Here is a 16687-nt window from a genome sequence, read left to right as displayed (position 1 = left end):
TATGAAGAAGTCTCTCTTGGCAGTGGTCGTGGGCATGCTGGCCGTCTCCGGCTGCAGCCTGATCCCCGACTACCAGCGACCCAACGCGCCGGTGGAGAATGCCTGGCCCCATGGCCAGGCCTACGATGCCCTGACGGTCAATCGCGACCAGCAGGCGGCCGACATCGGCTGGCGCGATTTCTATCGCGACCCGGCCCTGCAGCGGCTGATCCAGCTGTCGCTGGACAACAACCGCGACCTGCGCCAGGCCGCGCTCAACGTGCGCCTCTACCAGGCGCAGTACCGCGTGCAGCGCGCCGAGCTGTTTCCCGACATCAGTGTCAGCGGCACCGGGACCCGTACCCGCCAGCCGGAAGACCTGAGCCAGGTCTCCGCGATCCGCGAACTGCTCGCCGGCAACAGCGCCAACGGCGCGGGTGGCGGTGGTGGTGGCGGCATCAGCAGCCAGTACAGCGTGACCCTGGGCTTCACCTCCTATGAGCTGGACCTCTTCGGTCGCCTGCGCAGCCTCAGCGAGCAGGCGCTGCTCAACTACTTCGCCACCAGCGAAGGACGTCGCAGCACCCAGATCTCGCTGGTCTCGGAAGTGGCCAACGCCTACTACGCCTGGCTCACCGACCAGCGCATGCTGCAACTGACCCGCGAGACCCTGGACGCCTATCAGCGCTCCTACGACCTGACCCGTCAGACCGTGGAGAACGGCGTGGCCAGCGGCCTGGACCTGCGCCAGTCGCGCACCGCCCTGGAAGGGGCGCGGGCGAATCTGGCGCAATACACCCGCCAGGTGGCCCAGGATCGCAACGCCCTGACCTTGCTGCTGGGCACCTCGATCCCGGCCGACCTGCCGCAGGGCAAGGGCCTGGACGGCAAGGACCTGCTCGCCGACCTGCCGGCCAACCTGCCGTCGGATCTCCTGCAGAAGCGCCCGGACATCCTCCAGTCCGAGCTGCAGCTGCGCGCCGCCAACGCCAACATCGGCGCGGCGCGGGCGGCCTTCTTCCCGCGCATCAGCCTGACCGCCCAGGGTGGCACTGCCAGTCGCGATCTGAATGGCCTGTTCGACGCCGGCTCCGGCTACTGGACCTTCTCGCCGAGCATCAACATCCCGATCTTCACGGCCGGCAGCCTCAAGGCCAGCCTGGATGCGGCCAGGATCCAGAAGGACATCAACGTCGCCACCTACGAGAAGTCGATCCAGACCGCCTTCCGCGAAGTGGCCGATGCCCTCGCGGCGAAGGGCACCTACGACGACCAGCTGCAGGCCCAGCAGGACCTGGTGCAGGCCAGCCAGGAGTACTACGACCTGGCCAACCTGCGCTATCGCCAGGGCATCGACAACTACCTCACGGTGCTCGACGCCCAGCGCTCGCTGTACAGCGCCCAGCAGCAGCTGATCACCGATCGACTCAACCAGCTCAACAGCGAGGTCACCCTGTACAAGGCCCTCGGCGGTGGCTGGCTGGAGCGCAGCCAGACGCGACCGCCGCTGGCGGCCAAGCCCTGACCCTGCTCCAGGAAGACGCCGGCCTCGTGCCGGCGTTCTTCTGTCCGGGGTGCCCGTCTATCGACGCCGCTGGGGGGCTGGGTATACTGCCCCCTGTCCCTTTCTCTGGAGTCTCTGCATGCGCTATCGCCTGTTGCTCGGCCTGCTCGCCGCCACTGGTCTGACCCTGGCCGGCTGCGCCAGCAGCCCCCAGCAATTGAGTCCGCAACCCCAGATCACCGCGCCCATCGCCCCGGTCGGCCAGGGCCAGCCGGTTTCGGTACGGGTGGTCGACGGCCGTTCTTCCTTTACCCTCGGCACCCGCGGCGGTCTCTATCCCGACACCAGCGTGGTGGTGGTGCAGACCCAGGACGTGATTCCCAAGCTGCAGGCCGAAGCCGAGAAGGCGGTCCGCCAGATGGGCTTCACCCCGTCGCCCAATGCCGGCCCCGGCGCGCCCCAGCTGACCCTGACCCTGGCCGAGCTGAACTACCAGTCGCCCAAGGAGCTGTACGTCACCGCCTCCGACGTCGCCGCGGCCTTCCAGGTCGACGTGCGCAACAGTCAGCGCGGCTATCGCGGCCGCTACGGCGCCAGCCTCAACCAGCGTTTCGGCATGGCGCCCAACGCCGAGGCCAACACCAAGCTGGTCAGCGATGTGCTGAGCGATGCCCTGACCCGGGTGTTCAAGGATCCGACCGTGGTCCAGGTGCTCAGCGGTCGCTGAAAACCCGACGCCCACAAAAAAGCCCGGCCAGTGCCGGGCTTTTTCATGGGTAGCCGACCGCTATTCCAGGCCGGCCAGCACGCGGTATTTGTTGAGCACCGGCTGGGCGTACTGGCGCACCAGCTGCGCGCGGTATTCCGCCGGGCACTCGGCCAGGCGCTTTTCCCATTCGCCGCGGGCGACCGCGATCTCCTCGGCGGGAAAGAGGGCGTCCACCGCGGGCACGGCCAGCTGCGGATCGCGACCCTCCCAGGCGGCATAGGCGAGGTAGCTGGCCGGGAACAGCCGGTAGTTGCCGAGGATCTGCCGGTCCATTTCCTGGGCCAGCGCCTTGGCATCCTCGAACTCCCCCGTGACCGGCTCGCCAAAGGCCACGTGCACCCGGCCCTTGTAACCGGTGATGCCCAGGGCGATGCTGACGTCGTCCTCGCCCGGTGCCTTGGTATAGCCGCCGGTGGTGGCGCGGATGTGCAGTTCGCGGGCCTTGGCCTGGTCGCAGGGATCGAATTCGTAGCTGATCGACACCGGGACGATGTTCAGCGCCTTGACCAGCTCGGCGAAGGGCGCGTCCTTGCAGCTCATGTGAAACATCTTGAGGATGGCCGAATCGGTGCGGTCATCGCCGTCCTTGGCCCGGCCCTCGGCCTGGGCGATCCAGATGGACTGGCCGTCCTGGCGGATCGAGTGATTGATGTAGGCGGACAGATTCTGGTACGCCGCCAGCTTTTCGCGCCGACCGCTGATGGAGCGGTGCACGATGAAGCTCTTGTTCAGTCGCATCAGGTCGCTGACGAAGGGCTTCTGCAGGAGGTTGTCGCCGATGGCGATGCGCGGCGTTGGCAGACCGGCGTGGTAGACGGCATAGTTGACGAAGGCCGGGTCCATCACGATGTCGCGGTGGTTGGCCAGGAACAGATAGGCCCGGCCGCTGCGCAGCTGGTCGATACCGGAGTAGGTGACGCCGTCCGAGGCCTTTTCGATGGCGCGATCCACATAGGGTTCGAGCTTGTCCTGCAGCGCGGCGACGCTTTGGATGCCGCCCAGTTCCTGGCGCAGGCGGGTGCGCAACAGGGGCCGCACTACCCAGCCGAGGCCCTTGGACAGGCGCGGGAAACGGTAGCCGGCGAGGATGGCGATGAAGTGGTCGTCGTCGATCAGGCGGGCCAGAACCCCGGGGACTTCCGCGTCGTTATAGGGTCGAATGGCTTCGAACTCGCCCATGGTGTTCTCTTGTAGAAATTCCGGCGGCCATAGTAGTGGGCGTGGCGCCAGATGCAAGCGCCAGGGGCCGGATGGGCGGCAGGTTGGCGGTCGAGGAGTGCAGGCAGATGCTGGAAAGCCAGGAATACGATTGCCCTTATTGCGGCGAACCGGGCGAGGTGGTGCTCGACCTCAGCGGCGGTGATCAGGATTACTACGAAGACTGCGAGGTCTGCTGCCGGCCGATCCGCTTCGGCTTGCACACCGATGGCGAGGACTGGAATCTCGAGGTTCGTCGGGAGGACGACTGATGCGGCGCATCTACGAGCCGGGTTCGCTGCACGAGGGTGAATTGCTCCTGGCGGTGCTGGCCAGCGAAGGCATCAGCGGCTTTCTCGCCGGGCGCCATCTGCTCGGGGGCATCGGCGACCTGCCGGCGGCCGGGCTGCTCGGCCTGCTGGTCGAGGATGAGGAGGCCCTCCGCGCGCAGGCGCTGATCGCCGCGTACAATGCCGCCACGCCCCTGCCGGGAGAGGATCCCTCCCCCGAGCAGGGCATCCTCGTCTGCTAGGTTCTAGACGAAAAGTGCCTACGCATCGGTGATGCTTCGTTGAAAAACGCTTCGGAATGCTCATTTACCACTTGTAAACTCCGCTTCCTCAGCATTTTTCGCCTCGCCTGACCTTCGCTCGGCGACTTTTCGTAAAGAACCTAAAAAGGTTTTCATGTCCGGACGCTACGCCCTGTTCCGCTGGCCCGCCGAATTCGCCGCCCTGGCGGGATTCCCCAAAAAGCATGCGCCGCGCTGGAACATCTCCCCCCACCAGCAGGTGCTGCTGCAGCGGCGGACCGCCGAGGGCGAGCGGGTCGACAGCGGCCGCTGGGGGCTGACCCCGCCCTGGCTCACCGATCTTTCCCGCACCCCCACCCATGCCCGCGCCGAAAGCCTGGCCACCCAGCCGATGTTTCGCGAGCCCTTTCGCCTGCGGCGTTGCCTGCTGCCCGCCAACGGCTTCTACGAATGGCGCGGCAATCATCGCAAGCGGCCCTACTGGATGCTCAATGGCGAACCCCTGGCCTGGTTCGCCGCGCTCTGGGAGGCCTATCCGGCCGGGGACCAGCTCTGGCTGTCGGTGGCCATGGTCACCCAGGCCGCCGGCCCGCTGCGGCGGCCGATCCTGCTGGATGAAGCGGGGCGTGCCCTGTGGCAGGATCCGGACAGCCCGCCCGAAGCCCTGCAGGCGCTGTTGGCCGCGGGCGGCATGCCGCTGCGCGAGCGGGTGCTGGCCGATATCGTCAACCGGCCCGAGGTGGACGGACCGGAGTGTTTGACGCCCTTGTGATCCGCTAGACCTTGAAGCGCGCCGCCAACTGGCGCTGCCGTTCGGCCAGTTCGCTCAGGTGGCTACCGGCGCGGGTGGCCTGATCAGCCTGGTCGTGTACGCCATTGGCCGCCTGGCCGATGTTGACCACGTTGCGATTGATGTCCTCGGCCACCGCGCTCTGCTCCTCGGCGGCGCTGGCGATCTGCAGGTTCATTTCGGTGATCTCGCCCACGGCGGTGAGGATGACCTCCAGGGCCCGGCTGGCCGCCTGGGTCTGTTCCACCTGATTGCTGGTCTGGGCATGGCTGTTCTGCATCAGTGCTACGGTCTCCCGAGTGCCGCTCTGCAGGCGCTGGATCATGCTCTGGATCTCGCCGGTGGCGACCTGGGTCTTTTGCGCCAGGGTGCGCACCTCATCGGCCACCACGGCGAAGCCACGGCCCTGCTCGCCGGCGCGGGCCGCCTCGATGGCCGCATTGAGCGCCAGCAGATTGGTCTGCTCGGCGATGCCGTTGATGGTGGTGAGGATGGAGCCGATGTTCTCGCTGTCATCGGCTACCAGGCGTACCTGGGTCACGGCGCGCTCGATTTCCGCGGCGAGGGTGGCGCAATCGCTGACATTCTGCCGCACCACGCGCTGGCCTTCGCTCACGGCGCTATCGGCCTGGGTGGCCGCCTGAGCGGCGCGTCCGGCATTGCTGGCGACATCCTGGGCGGTGGCGGTCATTTCCTGCATGGCGGTGGCCACCTGGTCGATCTCCTGCAGCTGGCGCTGCACGCCGTCGCGGGTGCGCTGGGCGATGTTGGAGGTCTGGGTGGCGGCCATGTTCACGTCGCTGACCGAATGTACCAGCTGACCGATGAGGTGCTGCAGCGAACCGAGGAAGGCATTGAAACCGCTGGCGATGGCACCGAGTTCGTCGCGGCGATTGACCGTCAGCCGCTGGGTCAGGTCCCCATCGCCCTTGGCGATGTCGTCGAGCATGGCCACCATTTGCCGGAGCGGGCGGGCGATGCGCAGGCTGACCAGCCAGAGCAGCAGCAGGCCGCCGCCAGCTACCAGCAGGCCTACCAGCAGCATGCCGGCCATATCAGTACGGCGTTGTTCGCCGAGGGCCTGTTGCAGAAGATGCAGATCGCTTAGCACCGCCGCGCGGGGCAGCTGCAGGATCAACGTCCAGGTGGTGGCATTGCTGCCCAGGCGCAGCGGCAGATACACCTGATAGAGGTCGTGTTGGCTATCGAAGCGACGGGTCACCCCATCGCCGAGTTGCGCCAGGCCCTGGGCCGCGTCGCCGAGTATCTGCGTGGCCGGCTGACCGAGCGCCTTGGGATCCCGGGTATAGGCCACCAGGGTGCCGCGGTTGGCGACCAGCGCCATGCTGCCCGCGCCCTTGTAGAGATTGGCGTTGGCTTGCTTGAGCTGCTCCTGGATGAAGGCCAGGGACAGGTCGGCGCCTACCACGCCCTTGAAGGCACCCTTGACCAGGATGGGCACGTTGAAGGAGGACATCAGGATCTTCTGCCCATTCATCTCGTAGGGTGCCGGATCGACGATGCAGGGCTTGAGGCTCTGCCGCGGGCAGAGGTAGTACTCACCCTCGCGGACCCCGGTGGGCAGCACCGTCTGGCTTTCCATGGTCGGCCCCAGGGGCTCCACCTTCAGACCGCCTTCGGGTGTGCGATACCACCAGGGCATGAAGCGACCCGTGGCGTCATAGCCGGCTTCGCTGCGTCCGGCGTACTGGGCGTCTGCGCCGTCGAAGGCATTGGGCTCCCAGCCCGCGTAGACGTCGAGCAGGTCGGGATTGTCGAGCAGGGTCTGCTGGAGCAGGTTGTTGAGGCCTTCACGGTCGATCCGCAGGGGCCGTTCGGCGCTGCTGTCGGCCTGGGCATTGAGTTGAGCGATACCGCGGGCGACCGTGAGCGGTAGATCCAGCTTCTGCATCAGGCTGCCGGCAATCGCCTGGGCCTGGGCATCCAACCGGGCCTGGGCAGCACGCTCGGCAAGCTGGGCGGTATGGGTGTCGACCAGGCTTTGGGTGCGCATGCCGGCAAAGAGCACATAACCGACGAGCGCCATGACCACGGTCAGGATGCAGCTCCCCGAGAGCAGCGTGATGGTCGTACGGACTGAGCGGAAAGACATCGACAACACTCCAGTGCTTGGGTGGCGCCAGGTTGTCGGCAGTGCACCGCGCTACCTTTAGGTTTTAGTGGCGCATCGCTGCCGACGAACCCCTCCCCAAACAGAGAGGAGGGGCACGCAGCTAGCCTTGCTAGACCCGGAACCGCCCTGCCAGCTGGCGTTGCTGCTCGGCCAGTTCGCGCAGCTGCTGGCCGGCGCGGGAGGCGCTGTCGGCTTCGCCGTGGACCGCCTGGGCGCTCTGGCCGATGTTGACCACGTTGCGATTGATGTCCTCGGCCACCGCGCTTTGTTCTTCCGCGGCGCTGGCGATCTGCAGATTCATGCTGGTGATCTCGCCCACCGCCGCCAGGATGGTGTTCAGGGCCTGCCGGGTGGCCTCGGTCTGGGCGACCTGGGTGCTGGTCTGGGCGCCGCTGGCCTGCATCACCGTCACCGCCTCGCGGGTGCCCTGCTGCAGGCGCTGGATCATCTCCTGGATCTCGCCGGTGGCGACCTGGGTCTTTTGCGCCAGATTACGCACCTCGTCGGCCACCACGGCGAAGCCGCGGCCCTGCTCGCCGGCCCGCGCCGCCTCGATGGCGGCGTTGAGCGCCAGCAGATTGGTCTGCTCGGCGATGCCGTTGATGGTGGTGAGGATGGAGCCAATGTTCTCGCTGTCCTCGGCGACCCGGCGGACCTGCTCCACCGCGCGCTCGATCTCCCGGGCAAGGGCGGCGCTGCTGGCGACGTTCTGCTGCACCAGCCGCTGGCCTTCGTTGACCGCGCCGTCCGCCTCGGTGGCGGCCCGCGCCGCGCGACCGGCATTGCCGGCCACGTCCTGGGCGGTGGCGGTCATCTCCTGCATGGCGGTGGCCAGTTGGTCGATCTCTTGCAACTGGCGCTGCACGCCGTCGCGGGTGCGCTGGGCGATATGGGAGGTGTGCTCGGCGGCCGATGCCACCTCGCCCACCGAGCGGATCAGCTGGCCGATGAGGCCCTGCAGCGAGGCCAGGAAGCGATTGAAGCCGCCGGCCATGGCGCCAACCTCGTCGCGGCGCTCGGTGGCGAGGCGCTGGGTGAGGTCACCGTCGCCCTGACCGATGGCGTCGAGCATGGTCACCATCTGCCGCAGCGGCCGGGCGATGCGCAGGCTGATCAGCCAGAGCACCAGCAGACCGGCGCCGGCGACCGCCAGGCCCACCAGCAGCATGCCGACCACATCCTGGTGGCGTTGGCTGCCGAGGGTTTCCTTGAGGCTGTAGAGGTCGGCCAGTACGGCTTCGCGGGGGAGTTCGATGATCAGCGTCCAGACCTGGCGGTTGTCGCCGGCGAAGCGCAGCGGCAGATAGACCTGATAGCGCTCGCTCTGGGCGTCGAAGCGACGGGTGACGCCTTCGCCGAGGTCCTTGAGGCCGGCCAGGGGCGCGCCCAGCACCGGTTCGGCCGGTTTGCCCAGCTGGCTGGCATCGGCGGTGTAGGCGACCAGGGTGCCGCGGCCGGCCACCAGGGCCATGCGGCCCACGCCGCCATAGAGGCGGCCATTGGCCTTGACCAGCTGGCGCTGGATGAAGTCCAGCGGCACGTCGGCACCGACCACGCCCTTGAAGGCGCCGCCGACCAGGATCGGCACGTTGAAGGAGGCGATCAGCACCTGCTGCTCGTTGACCGTGTCAGGCATGGGGTCGAGCACGCAGGTCGTCCGATTTTCCCGCGGGCAGAGGTAGTACTCGCCTTCGCGCACGCCCGAGGGCAGGCGGGTCTGGCTTTCCACGGTCGGGCCGATCGGTTCCACCGTCACATCGCCGTCCAGGGTCTTGTGCCACCAGGGGGTGAAGCGCCCCTGCTCGTCGTAGCCGGCCGCGGCGTCGCCGCGATGGCGGTCGTCCTGGCCGTCGATGGCATTTGGCTCCCAGACGGTATAGAGACTGAGCAGGCCGGACTGGCGCTTGAGACTCTGGCCCAGCAGGCGGACCAGGCCCTGGCGATCCAGCTCGACCTGCTGGTCGCCCGGACTGGCCATGGCCACGTTGAGTTGCGCCAGCTGATTGGCCAGTTGCAGGGGGACGTCCAGCTGCCGCTGCAGCTGGTTGCCCACGGCCTCGGCCTCGGCCGTGAGCCGGGCTTCGGCGGCCGTGGCGGCCAGGGCCTCGGTGTGGCTGTCGACCAGGGCGCGGGTGCGCTGACCGGCGAACAGGGTGTAGGCGATCAGGGCAGCGACCACCGCCAGGATGCAGGCGCCGGCCAGCAGGGTGATGGAGGTGCGAATGGAGCGGGAATTCATGGGGGGACTCCGGGGCGTTCGATACCGGGAGCTATCGGCGCTGACGCCTGTCCATTGAGGCCTCCGGTCGGCTGGCAGGAGAGCGTTGCCGGGCATTACCGGACGTTGCCGGGTCTGACGCCCCTCTCTAGACTGTATCCGCCTCGATACCTGGAGATTCCCATGCGCCGTATCCTTCCCCTCGCAGGCCTGTCCCTGAGCCTGCTGCTGGTCGCCTGCCAGACCGTCAACACCACCTCGGGTGGTGCGGTCGGGGTGCAGCGCAAGCAGTACATGTTCAGCATGCTGTCCGAGCAGCAGGTCAACCAGATGTACGCCCAGTCCTATGCCAAGACGGTCAGCGAGGCCAAGGCCGCCGGCAAGCTGGCCAACGACACGGCCGACGGCAAGCGCGTGGCCGCCATCGCCAAGCGGCTGATCCCGCAGACCGCGGCCTTCCGTCCGGACGCGGTGAACTGGGACTGGCAGGTCAACCTGGTGCAGAGCGACGAACTCAATGCCAACTGCGGCCCCGGCGGCAAGATATTCGTCTACAGCGGCCTCATCGATCAGCTCAAGCTGACCGACGACGAACTGGCGGCGGTGATGGGCCACGAGATCGCCCACGCCCTGCGCGAGCACAGCCGCGAGCAGATGTCGCGGGCCTATGCCATCCAGATGGGCGAAAACCTCGGCGGGGCCCTGCTGGGCGTCGGCCAGGGCGGCATGCAGCTGGCCGACCAGGTGTCCCAGGTGGCCCTGACCCTGCCGTTCAGCCGCGGCAACGAGAACGAAGCCGACCTGATCGGCCTGGAGCTCTCGGCGCGCGCCGGCTACAACCCCAATGCCGCCATCACCCTCTGGCAGAAGATGGCCCAGGCCAGCCAGGGCAAGCAGCCGGCGGAATTCCTCAGTACCCACCCCTCCGATGCCAACCGCACCAAGGCCCTGCAGGCGGCGATTCCCAAGGTGATGCCGCTGTACGAGGCGGCGAAGAAGGGTTGAGGGTTCGGGTTGGGGAGGGGTTTCCCTCACCCCCAGCCCTCTCCCAGGGGGAGAGGGGGCTCCACCGTTGCCCCGGTTCACTGCGACCTGTTGGGCTTAGACGATGAAGCCGTCTCAACCCAACCTACGGATGCCGCGTAGGTTGGTGCTGAGCGCAGCGAAGCCCAACGCCCAAACTTGTCGCTACCGCAGCCGGGCGCTGTAGACCTTGAAGCCGTCGCGTTCGGCCAGGGTGCGGCAATTGCCGAAGGCGGCCTCGATCAGCGGCGGATAGCGCAGGAAGCTGTTGGCCACCAGGCGCAATTCGCCGCCGGGACGCAGATGACGCACCGCCTCGGCCAGCAGGGTCTCGGTGGTGCGGTAGTCGGTCTTCACGCCGCTGTGGAAGGGCGGATTGCTGACGATGGCGGCAAGACCGGTGGGCGCCGCGGCGATGCCGTCACCGGCGATCACGGCTCCGGCCAGACCATTGGCCGCCAGCGTCTGGCGACTGCTGGCCACGGCGAAGGCGTCCACGTCGAGTAGATGCAGGCTGCTGGCGGGATAGCGGCGGGCCAGGGCGGCGCCGACCACGCCGGCGCCACAACCGAAGTCCAGCACCGCCCCCTCGGGCAGGTCGTCGAGGTGTTCCAATAGCAGCGCCGTGCCCACGTCCAGCCGGCCATGGCTGAACACGCCCGGCAGGCTGAAGATCTCCAGACTCATTCCCGCCCGCTCCAGCCGGTGGCGTTGCAGCCAGGTGTCCGGCTGCGGATCGGCCGAGGTGCGCGGGTCCTGCACCACCCACAGTTGGCAATGGCGAGCGCTGTCGAGCTTGCTGGCCTGGCCCAGGGCGCCCAGTTGGCGCGCCGCGCGTTCGATACCGGCCTTTTTTTCACCGACCAGATAGAGACTGCCCGCGGCCGGCAGGCGCTGGCTCAGGGCGGTGAGCAGGAAGTCGGTGGCCTCGCGGGACTTGGGCAGGAACAGCACGGCAGCGGTGAAGTCGCCTGCCGGGGGTTCGATCCCCAGGCTGACGCGACCCGGATAGCGCCGCATCAGTTGTTCGGCCTCGCCCGCATGCCAGCTCCAGCCGCTGGCCGCGGGCAGGGCGCCCAGCAGGTCGTCGGCCGGCAAGCCGGCCAGCAGCAAGGCGCCGCCAAAGCGCTCGGGGTGACGGAGGAGGACTTCGCTGCGCGGATCCATGGGGCTACCTGGCGAAAAAGCGCGAACTTTAGCAGACCACCCGCTGCGGCGTGCCGGCGAAATGGCCCTCGGCATTGGCGGCGAGCTGGCCAATGATCCGCTGGCGCGCCTCGCGACTGCCCCAGGCGTTGTGCGGGGTGACGATCAGTCGCGGAATGTCGCCGGCCAGCAGCGGATTGCCGTCGCGCGGCGGCTCGACGCTGAGCACGTCGGTGGCGGCGCCGGCCAGGTGGCCGCGTCTCAGGCAGTCGGCCAGGGCCTGTTCGTCGACGATGCCGCCGCGGGCGGTGTTGACCAGGAAGGCCGTGGGTTTCATCGCCGCCAGTTCCGCCGCACCGATCAGGCCGCGAGTCTGCTCGGTCAGTGGGCAGTGCATCGTCAGGGCATCCACCTGGGGCAGCAGCTCGGCCAGCGGCAGGCTGCCCGGGCGGGCGGGCCGACCGGGCAACTGGCCCACCAGGGTTTGCATGCCGAAGGCTTCGGCCAGCCGCTTGACCGCGCTGCCCAGTTCGCCGAGGCCGAGCAGGCCGAGGGTCTTGCCCTCCAGCTCGACGATGGGGTGATCGAGCAGGCAGAACTGGCTGGCGCTCTGCCAGCGACCGGCGCGAATGTCCGCCTGGTAGTCCGGCAACCGGGTGGCCAGGGCCAGCAGCAGCGCCAGGGTGTGCTGGGCGACCGAGGCGGTGCCGTAGCCCTGGCAGTTGCAGACGCGCACGCCCTGGGCGCGCGCGGCTTCCAGGTCGATGTTGTTGGTGCCCGTGGCGCTCACCAGCACCAGCTTCAACTCGGGGCAGGCGGCCAGGATGGCGGCGTCCAGCACCACCTTGTTGACGAGGGCGACCTGGGCGCCGGCCAGGCGCGCCGCGACCTCGTCCGGGGCGCTCGCCGGATGGAGGTCCAGTTCGTCGAACACCGCGCGCAAGGGCGCCGGGTCCAGATCGCCCAGGTCGAGAGAGGCATAGTCGAGGAACACGGCGCGAACGGGCATGACGACTCCAGCGGACAGGGAAGGGAGGTCCGAGCCTAGCAGCCGCGGGTCGTCCAGGAAAACCGCCCGGGCGCGGCTGGAGTATGCTGAGGGGATGAATTATCTCGCGCACCTGCACCTGGGCGGCCCCGACCGCGAAGATCGCCTCGGCAGCCTCTATGGCGATTTCGTCAAGGGCTCGGCGGACGCCTGGCCGGCCGGGATCGCCGCCGGCATCCGGCTGCACCGGCGCATCGACGTCTATACCGACGACCACCCCCTGGTGATCAGGGCCAAGACCCGGCTGCCCGCGGCGCGGCGGCGGGTGGCCGGACTGCTGGTGGATGTCTTCTTCGATCACTGCCTGGCGCGTCTCTGGCACGACTATGCCGAGCAGCCGCTGCCGGATTTCGTCGCGGACTGCTACCAGACCCTGCTGGAGGAACCGGAGCTGCCGCCCCGGCTGGCCCGCATCGCGCCCCTGATGGCGCGCCAGGACTGGCTGGGCAGCTACCAGGACTTCGCCGTGCTGGAGCGGGTGGTGGAGGGGATGGCGCGGCGGCTGTCACGCCCGGAACTGCTGGCCGGGGCCTTCGCCGAGCTAGAGGCCGCCTACGACGGCCTGCTGGCAGACTTTCGCGACTTCTATCCGCAGTTGCAGGCCTTTGCCGCCGCCGAGCGGGCGGCGCGGGTTTCCAGCTGAATCCCGAGGCGGGCGGCGATGGCCGCCTGGCAGCGACCCGCCAGTACCTGGCGCGCCTGGCCCTGGGGCAGCACCGCAGGCAGCAACTCGATCCTCAGGGTGGTCCCGCCATTCTCCAGTAGCCGCAGCAGATGACTCACCAGGTCGTCGTCGCCGATGAAGGCCGCGGCCCGATCCGGCTCGCCGTGGCGCCAGTAGCTCAGGGCCACGGGTTGCAGCGGGGTGCCGGTGGCGATGGCCGAACTCAGCAGCCGGCCGTGAAAGGTCCGCAGCACGCTGCCGTCGGTGGTGGTGCCTTCGGGAAAGAGCGCCAGCGACAGGCCCTGGGTCAGGCGCGTGGTCAGGGCCTCGCCCAGGGCGTCACCGCGTTCGGCGCCGCGGCGGATGAACAGGGTGCCGGCCTGGCGCGTCAGCCAGCCGGCGAAAGGCCAGTCCGCCACCTCCGCCTTGGACAGGAAGCCCAGCGGCCGCAGGCTGCCGAGGGCGACGATATCCAGCCAGGACACATGATTGGCCAGCCACAGGTGGGTGCCGCGCGGCACCTCGCCGCGGACCTCCAGGCGCAGGCGCAGCGCCCGGGCCAGCAGCTGGAAGAAGCGCCGCGTCAGCCGTTGCCGCAGCCCCAGGCAGGGCCGGCGACCGAGCGTTACCGCCAGCGCCACCGTCAGGGCGAACAGCGCCCCGAGCAGCAGCGCGGCCAGCACCGGCAGCAGCCGCAGGGCGAGGCGCAGTCGCCTCATACCGCGGCCTTGAAGTGGCGGGCATAGCGCGGGCAGAGGTCTTCGCGCTTGAGCAGGATGAAGACGTCGGCCACGCCGAATTCCGGATCCCAGCAGGGCGCGCCGCAGACCTGGGCGCCCAGGCGTAGATAGGCCTTGAGCAGGGGCGGCAGCTGCACCACCAGGTTGTCCGGCACGGCGACGAAGGGCAGCGGGCGCCGCGGCGTGGCGCGGATCGCCGGGATGCGTTCGTCCCGCGCGGCCTGGCGCAGCAGGGCGGCGGCCTGCAGACCGCCATCGGCCATGGGCACGCTGGCGCAGCCCATGAGGTAGCGATAGTCGCCGCAGGCCATGATCTCGGCCAGCTCCGCCCACAAGAGGGCGATGGCCGCGCCGGTGCGATGCCCGGGCGCCACGCAGGTGCGGCCGATTTCCAGCAGCGGACCCTGTAGGCCGTCCAGGCCTTCCAGCTGGAATTCGCTTTCGCTGTAGAGACTGCCCAGACGCTCGCGGCGGCGGCCGTCGAGCAGTCGCGTGGTGGCGATCAGCTCGCCGCTGCGCAGGTCGCGCACCCCCAGGTGCAGGCAGTGCGCGTCGTAGGCGTCCTGGTCGAGATTGTCGGCGAAATGCACGCCGTAGGTACTGCCGAAGACCACGGCCCGCAGGCGCTGGGCGGCGCGGATATCCGCGGCGGTCGACAGGCGTTCGGCGCGCAACGCGGGCGGTGCGGACACTGGAATCGGCATGGCAGGGCTCCGGCAGTGGGTATGCAGCAAACCCTAGGTAGCCGGGATGACAGCCCCGTGAAGCGGCCATGGCGATCTCGTGACGAGCGGTCGGGCACCGTTGCAGGGGCGCCCTCCAGATGCCTGCGGGCGCCAGGGGACTGACCGAACGCATTCGCAATTGCTAGGTTGGACGCGTAGACTGATGCGTCAATCCTATTTTTTCCCAGCATGAAGGTTCTGGCCATGCAGATCGCGGCGAACACGGCAGTATCCATCGACTACACCCTGACCAACGACGCCGGCGAAGTCATCGACAGCTCCGCTGGTGGTGCTCCGCTGGTGTACCTGCAAGGCGCGGGCAACATCATTCCCGGCCTCGAGCGCGCCCTGTCCGGCAAGCAGGCCGGCGACGAGTTGAAGGTGGCCATCGAGCCGGAAGACGCCTACGGCGAATACACCCCCGAACTGGTTGCCACCCTGGGCAAGGAAATGTTCGAAGGCGTGGACGAGCTGGAAGTGGGCATGCAGTTCCACGCTTCCGGTCCGGACGGCGCCATGCAGATCGTCACCGTGCGTGACATCGATGGCGACCAGGTCACCGTCGACGGCAACCACCCCCTGGCTGGCCAGCGTCTGAATTTCGACGTCAAGGTGGTCAACGTGCGTGCGGCCAGCGACGAAGAAATCGCCCACGGCCACATCCATGGCGAAGGTGGTCACCACCACTAAGCCTGGCGACAGGCTTCCACGACGCCCGTGTCCGGCCTTGCCGGCACGGGCGTCGTCGTTTCCGGACGGTATGAGTTCGGGCGGCCCTCACCCCAACCCTCTCCCGAGGGGAGAGGGTTGGGGTGAGGGCCTCTCTTGGGTTTCGGGTAACGCGTGGAAAACGCTGCGCGGTTTTCCACCCTACCGAGAGGCCGTCATCCGGCCTCTCGGCCGGGTCGTAGGGTGGACGACGGCGCAGCCTCGTCCACGCGGTGGCACTCAGGCGTAGTAGTCGGGCGCCTGCCGGAATTCCGGCCATGCATCGGGGTCGTGCCCGGTCACCACTCGTGCCCCGGTCTTTTCCGCGAGCTGTCGCAGTTTCTGCACCGAATGCACCGTATCGATGGTCGACGAGAGGAAGCCCGGCAGGGCCTTTTCGTCCCAGTGATCGGTGGTGTAGGCGGCGTCGATGGTGAGCAGCAACGGTCCGCTCTCGGGCAGCCGGACCAGCATCGACTGGTGGCCGGGCGAGTGCCCCGGGGTGAACACCGTGGTCAGCACGCCGTCGCCATAGAGGTCGTAGAAGTCGTCGGCGTTGCCATTGAGGAAGGACCACTTGAGTCCGGGCTTGTCGAAGTCCTTGCGGATGTAGCCGCCCGCGGCGAACCAATCCGGGGCGAAGGCGTATTGGTACTCCAGGCGCTGCACGATATGGGTGGCGTTGGGGAAGCGACCGATGGCGCCGGTATGGTCGAGGTGCAGGTGGGATTGCAGTACGTAGCGCACGTCTTCCGGACGGATGCCGATGCGCTTGAGCTGGTCGACGCAGCCCATGTCAGGCGCCAGGACCGGCTGGTAGATGTCGCAGATGCTGCCCCAGTGGCCGCGGGGATCGGTCGCCACCTCGATGGCATTGCCGCCGTCGATGATGGTATGACCCTGGGGATGGGTCAGCACGTAGAAGGGCACCGGGATTTCGTAATCGGCGCCATTACCCTGGTTCATCTTGATGTTATGGACCTTGCACCTCAGGGATCCCGATTGGAACATGTAGAGTCGGATATCCGTCATGGTTCATTCCTTCTTGGTAGCTCTTGTTGTCGGAAGGTCGCCGCGAAACGGACGGCGAACCAGGTGGTGCCTGCCCACCGCCTATCGCGGCAGGTCGCGCGCGGGCCGTTCCCCGCGCCTTGCAGTTCTGACGGCTAGACGCCCAGGCAGAGGTACTTGATCTCCAGGTAGTCCTCGATACCGTACTTGGAGCCTTCGCGGCCCAGGCCCGAGGCCTTGACGCCGCCGAAGGGGGCGAGCTCGGTGGAAATCAGGCCGGTATTGATGCCGACCATGCCGTACTCCAGCGCCTCGGCCACGCGGAACACGCGCGACAGGTCACGGGCATAGAAATAGGACGCCAGGCCGAACTCGGTGTCGTTGGCCAGCTCGATGACCTCGGCCTCGTCCTTGAAGCGGAACAGCGGCGCCAGCGGGCCGAAGGTCTCTTCCTTGGACACCTTGGCGCTCTTGGGCACGTCGGCGAGGATGGTCGGCT

At 68.0% G+C, this 16687-nt stretch carries 16 protein-coding genes and 2 pseudogenes; 8 read left to right on the top strand and 10 right to left on the bottom strand.

Annotated features, from left to right (window positions below):
* Position 1 precedes the first annotated feature (1 nt).
* Together CFE50_RS20095 and CFE50_RS20090 are read left to right on the top strand one after the other, a co-directional pair.
* Positions 2-1504, top strand: coding sequence for an efflux transporter outer membrane subunit (locus CFE50_RS20095; RefSeq protein WP_286737049.1), 1503 nt, complete (start codon positions 2-4; stop codon positions 1502-1504).
* A 118-nt stretch (positions 1505-1622) separates the two neighbouring features.
* Positions 1623-2210 carry a YajG family lipoprotein gene (locus CFE50_RS20090; RefSeq protein WP_007161696.1) on the top strand — a complete coding sequence of 196 codons (588 nt, stop codon included), beginning with the start codon at positions 1623-1625 and terminating at the stop codon, positions 2208-2210.
* A 60-nt stretch (positions 2211-2270) separates the two neighbouring features.
* Here the strand turns inward: CFE50_RS20090 and CFE50_RS20085 are convergent, their stop codons facing one another.
* Positions 2271-3431 carry a 1-acyl-sn-glycerol-3-phosphate acyltransferase gene (locus tag CFE50_RS20085; RefSeq protein ID WP_286737048.1) on the bottom strand — a complete coding sequence of 387 codons (1161 nt, stop codon included), beginning with the start codon at positions 3429-3431 and terminating at the stop codon, positions 2271-2273.
* A 107-nt stretch (positions 3432-3538) separates the two neighbouring features.
* On the opposite strand from CFE50_RS20085, the gene CFE50_RS20080 reads away from it, so the two are divergent.
* The 3 genes from CFE50_RS20080 to CFE50_RS20070 all read left to right on the top strand — a co-directional run bounded on the left by CFE50_RS20080 (position 3539) and on the right by CFE50_RS20070 (position 4753).
* Positions 3539-3721 (top strand): CPXCG motif-containing cysteine-rich protein, encoded by a 183-nt coding sequence (locus CFE50_RS20080; RefSeq protein WP_017639858.1) that lies wholly within the window; start codon positions 3539-3541, stop codon positions 3719-3721.
* Positions 3721-3981 (top strand): putative signal transducing protein, encoded by a 261-nt coding sequence (locus tag CFE50_RS20075; RefSeq protein ID WP_007162730.1) that lies wholly within the window; start codon positions 3721-3723, stop codon positions 3979-3981. The genes CFE50_RS20080 and CFE50_RS20075 overlap by 1 nt, the downstream gene beginning before the upstream one ends.
* 154 nt (positions 3982-4135) lie before the next feature.
* Positions 4136-4753, top strand: a complete 618-nt coding sequence (locus tag CFE50_RS20070; RefSeq protein WP_241807615.1) for an SOS response-associated peptidase — start codon at positions 4136-4138, stop codon at positions 4751-4753.
* A gap of 4 nt (positions 4754-4757) precedes the next feature.
* Here the strand turns inward: CFE50_RS20070 and CFE50_RS22940 are convergent.
* The 3 genes and pseudogenes from CFE50_RS22940 to CFE50_RS20060 all read right to left on the bottom strand — a co-directional run.
* Positions 4758-5285: pseudogene (locus CFE50_RS22940) on the bottom strand (methyl-accepting chemotaxis protein); the annotation flags it as partial.
* Between the two features lie 330 nt (positions 5286-5615).
* Positions 5616-5816, bottom strand: a pseudogene (locus CFE50_RS22935) (HAMP domain-containing protein); the annotation flags it as partial.
* 1198 nt (positions 5817-7014) lie between these two features.
* On the bottom strand, positions 7015-9144 hold the full coding sequence (locus CFE50_RS20060) for a methyl-accepting chemotaxis protein (RefSeq protein WP_286737047.1): 2130 nt from the start codon (positions 9142-9144) through the stop codon (positions 7015-7017).
* A 162-nt stretch (positions 9145-9306) separates the two neighbouring features.
* Between CFE50_RS20060 and CFE50_RS20055 the strand changes: the two genes are divergently transcribed.
* Complete coding sequence (locus tag CFE50_RS20055; protein WP_286737046.1) at positions 9307-10128, top strand: M48 family metallopeptidase; 822 nt, start codon at positions 9307-9309, stop codon at positions 10126-10128.
* A 183-nt stretch (positions 10129-10311) separates the two neighbouring features.
* On the opposite strand, the gene CFE50_RS20050 is transcribed toward CFE50_RS20055, so the two are convergent.
* Positions 10312-11313: a methyltransferase gene (locus CFE50_RS20050; RefSeq protein WP_286737045.1), complete on the bottom strand. Its 1002-nt coding sequence runs from the start codon at positions 11311-11313 to the stop codon at positions 10312-10314.
* 28 nt (positions 11314-11341) lie between these two features.
* Positions 11342-12301: a 2-hydroxyacid dehydrogenase gene (locus CFE50_RS20045; protein ID WP_286737044.1), complete on the bottom strand. Its 960-nt coding sequence runs from the start codon at positions 12299-12301 to the stop codon at positions 11342-11344.
* Positions 12302-12395: 94 nt separating this feature from the next.
* Here CFE50_RS20045 and CFE50_RS20040 point away from each other — a divergent pair, with 94 nt between their 5' ends.
* Positions 12396-12983 carry an acyl carrier protein phosphodiesterase gene (locus CFE50_RS20040; protein ID WP_286737043.1) on the top strand — a complete coding sequence of 196 codons (588 nt, stop codon included), beginning with the start codon at positions 12396-12398 and terminating at the stop codon, positions 12981-12983.
* On the opposite strand, the gene CFE50_RS20035 is transcribed toward CFE50_RS20040, so the two are convergent.
* Together CFE50_RS20035 and CFE50_RS20030 are read right to left on the bottom strand one after the other, a co-directional pair.
* On the bottom strand, positions 12926-13723 hold the full coding sequence (locus CFE50_RS20035; protein WP_241807608.1) for a lysophospholipid acyltransferase family protein: 798 nt from the start codon (positions 13721-13723) through the stop codon (positions 12926-12928). The genes CFE50_RS20040 and CFE50_RS20035 overlap by 58 nt on opposite strands.
* Positions 13720-14448, bottom strand: coding sequence for a GNAT family N-acetyltransferase (locus CFE50_RS20030; RefSeq protein ID WP_286737041.1), 729 nt, complete (start codon positions 14446-14448; stop codon positions 13720-13722). The genes CFE50_RS20035 and CFE50_RS20030 overlap by 4 nt, the downstream gene beginning before the upstream one ends.
* Positions 14449-14673: 225 nt before the next feature.
* On the opposite strand from CFE50_RS20030, the gene CFE50_RS20025 reads away from it, so the two are divergent.
* Positions 14674-15159, top strand: a complete 486-nt coding sequence (locus tag CFE50_RS20025) for an FKBP-type peptidyl-prolyl cis-trans isomerase (protein ID WP_027598438.1) — start codon at positions 14674-14676, stop codon at positions 15157-15159.
* A gap of 258 nt (positions 15160-15417) precedes the next feature.
* Here the strand turns inward: CFE50_RS20025 and attM are convergent, their stop codons facing one another.
* Positions 15418-16209, bottom strand: a complete 792-nt coding sequence (gene attM, locus CFE50_RS20020; protein WP_286737039.1) for an AttM family quorum-quenching N-acyl homoserine lactonase — start codon at positions 16207-16209, stop codon at positions 15418-15420.
* A gap of 134 nt (positions 16210-16343) precedes the next feature.
* Positions 16344-16687, bottom strand: a 344-nt coding sequence (locus CFE50_RS20015) for an aldehyde dehydrogenase family protein (RefSeq protein WP_286737037.1), incomplete at its 5' end; no start/stop codon positions are given.

The organism is Pseudomonas sp. PGPPP4 (genome assembly GCF_002256045.1).
In the GTDB taxonomy this organism is placed as follows: domain Bacteria; phylum Pseudomonadota; class Gammaproteobacteria; order Pseudomonadales; family Pseudomonadaceae; genus Chryseomonas; species Chryseomonas oryzihabitans.
The sequence above is the reverse complement of the archived record's forward strand: the minus strand, read 5'-3'. Positions and strand labels throughout refer to the sequence as shown.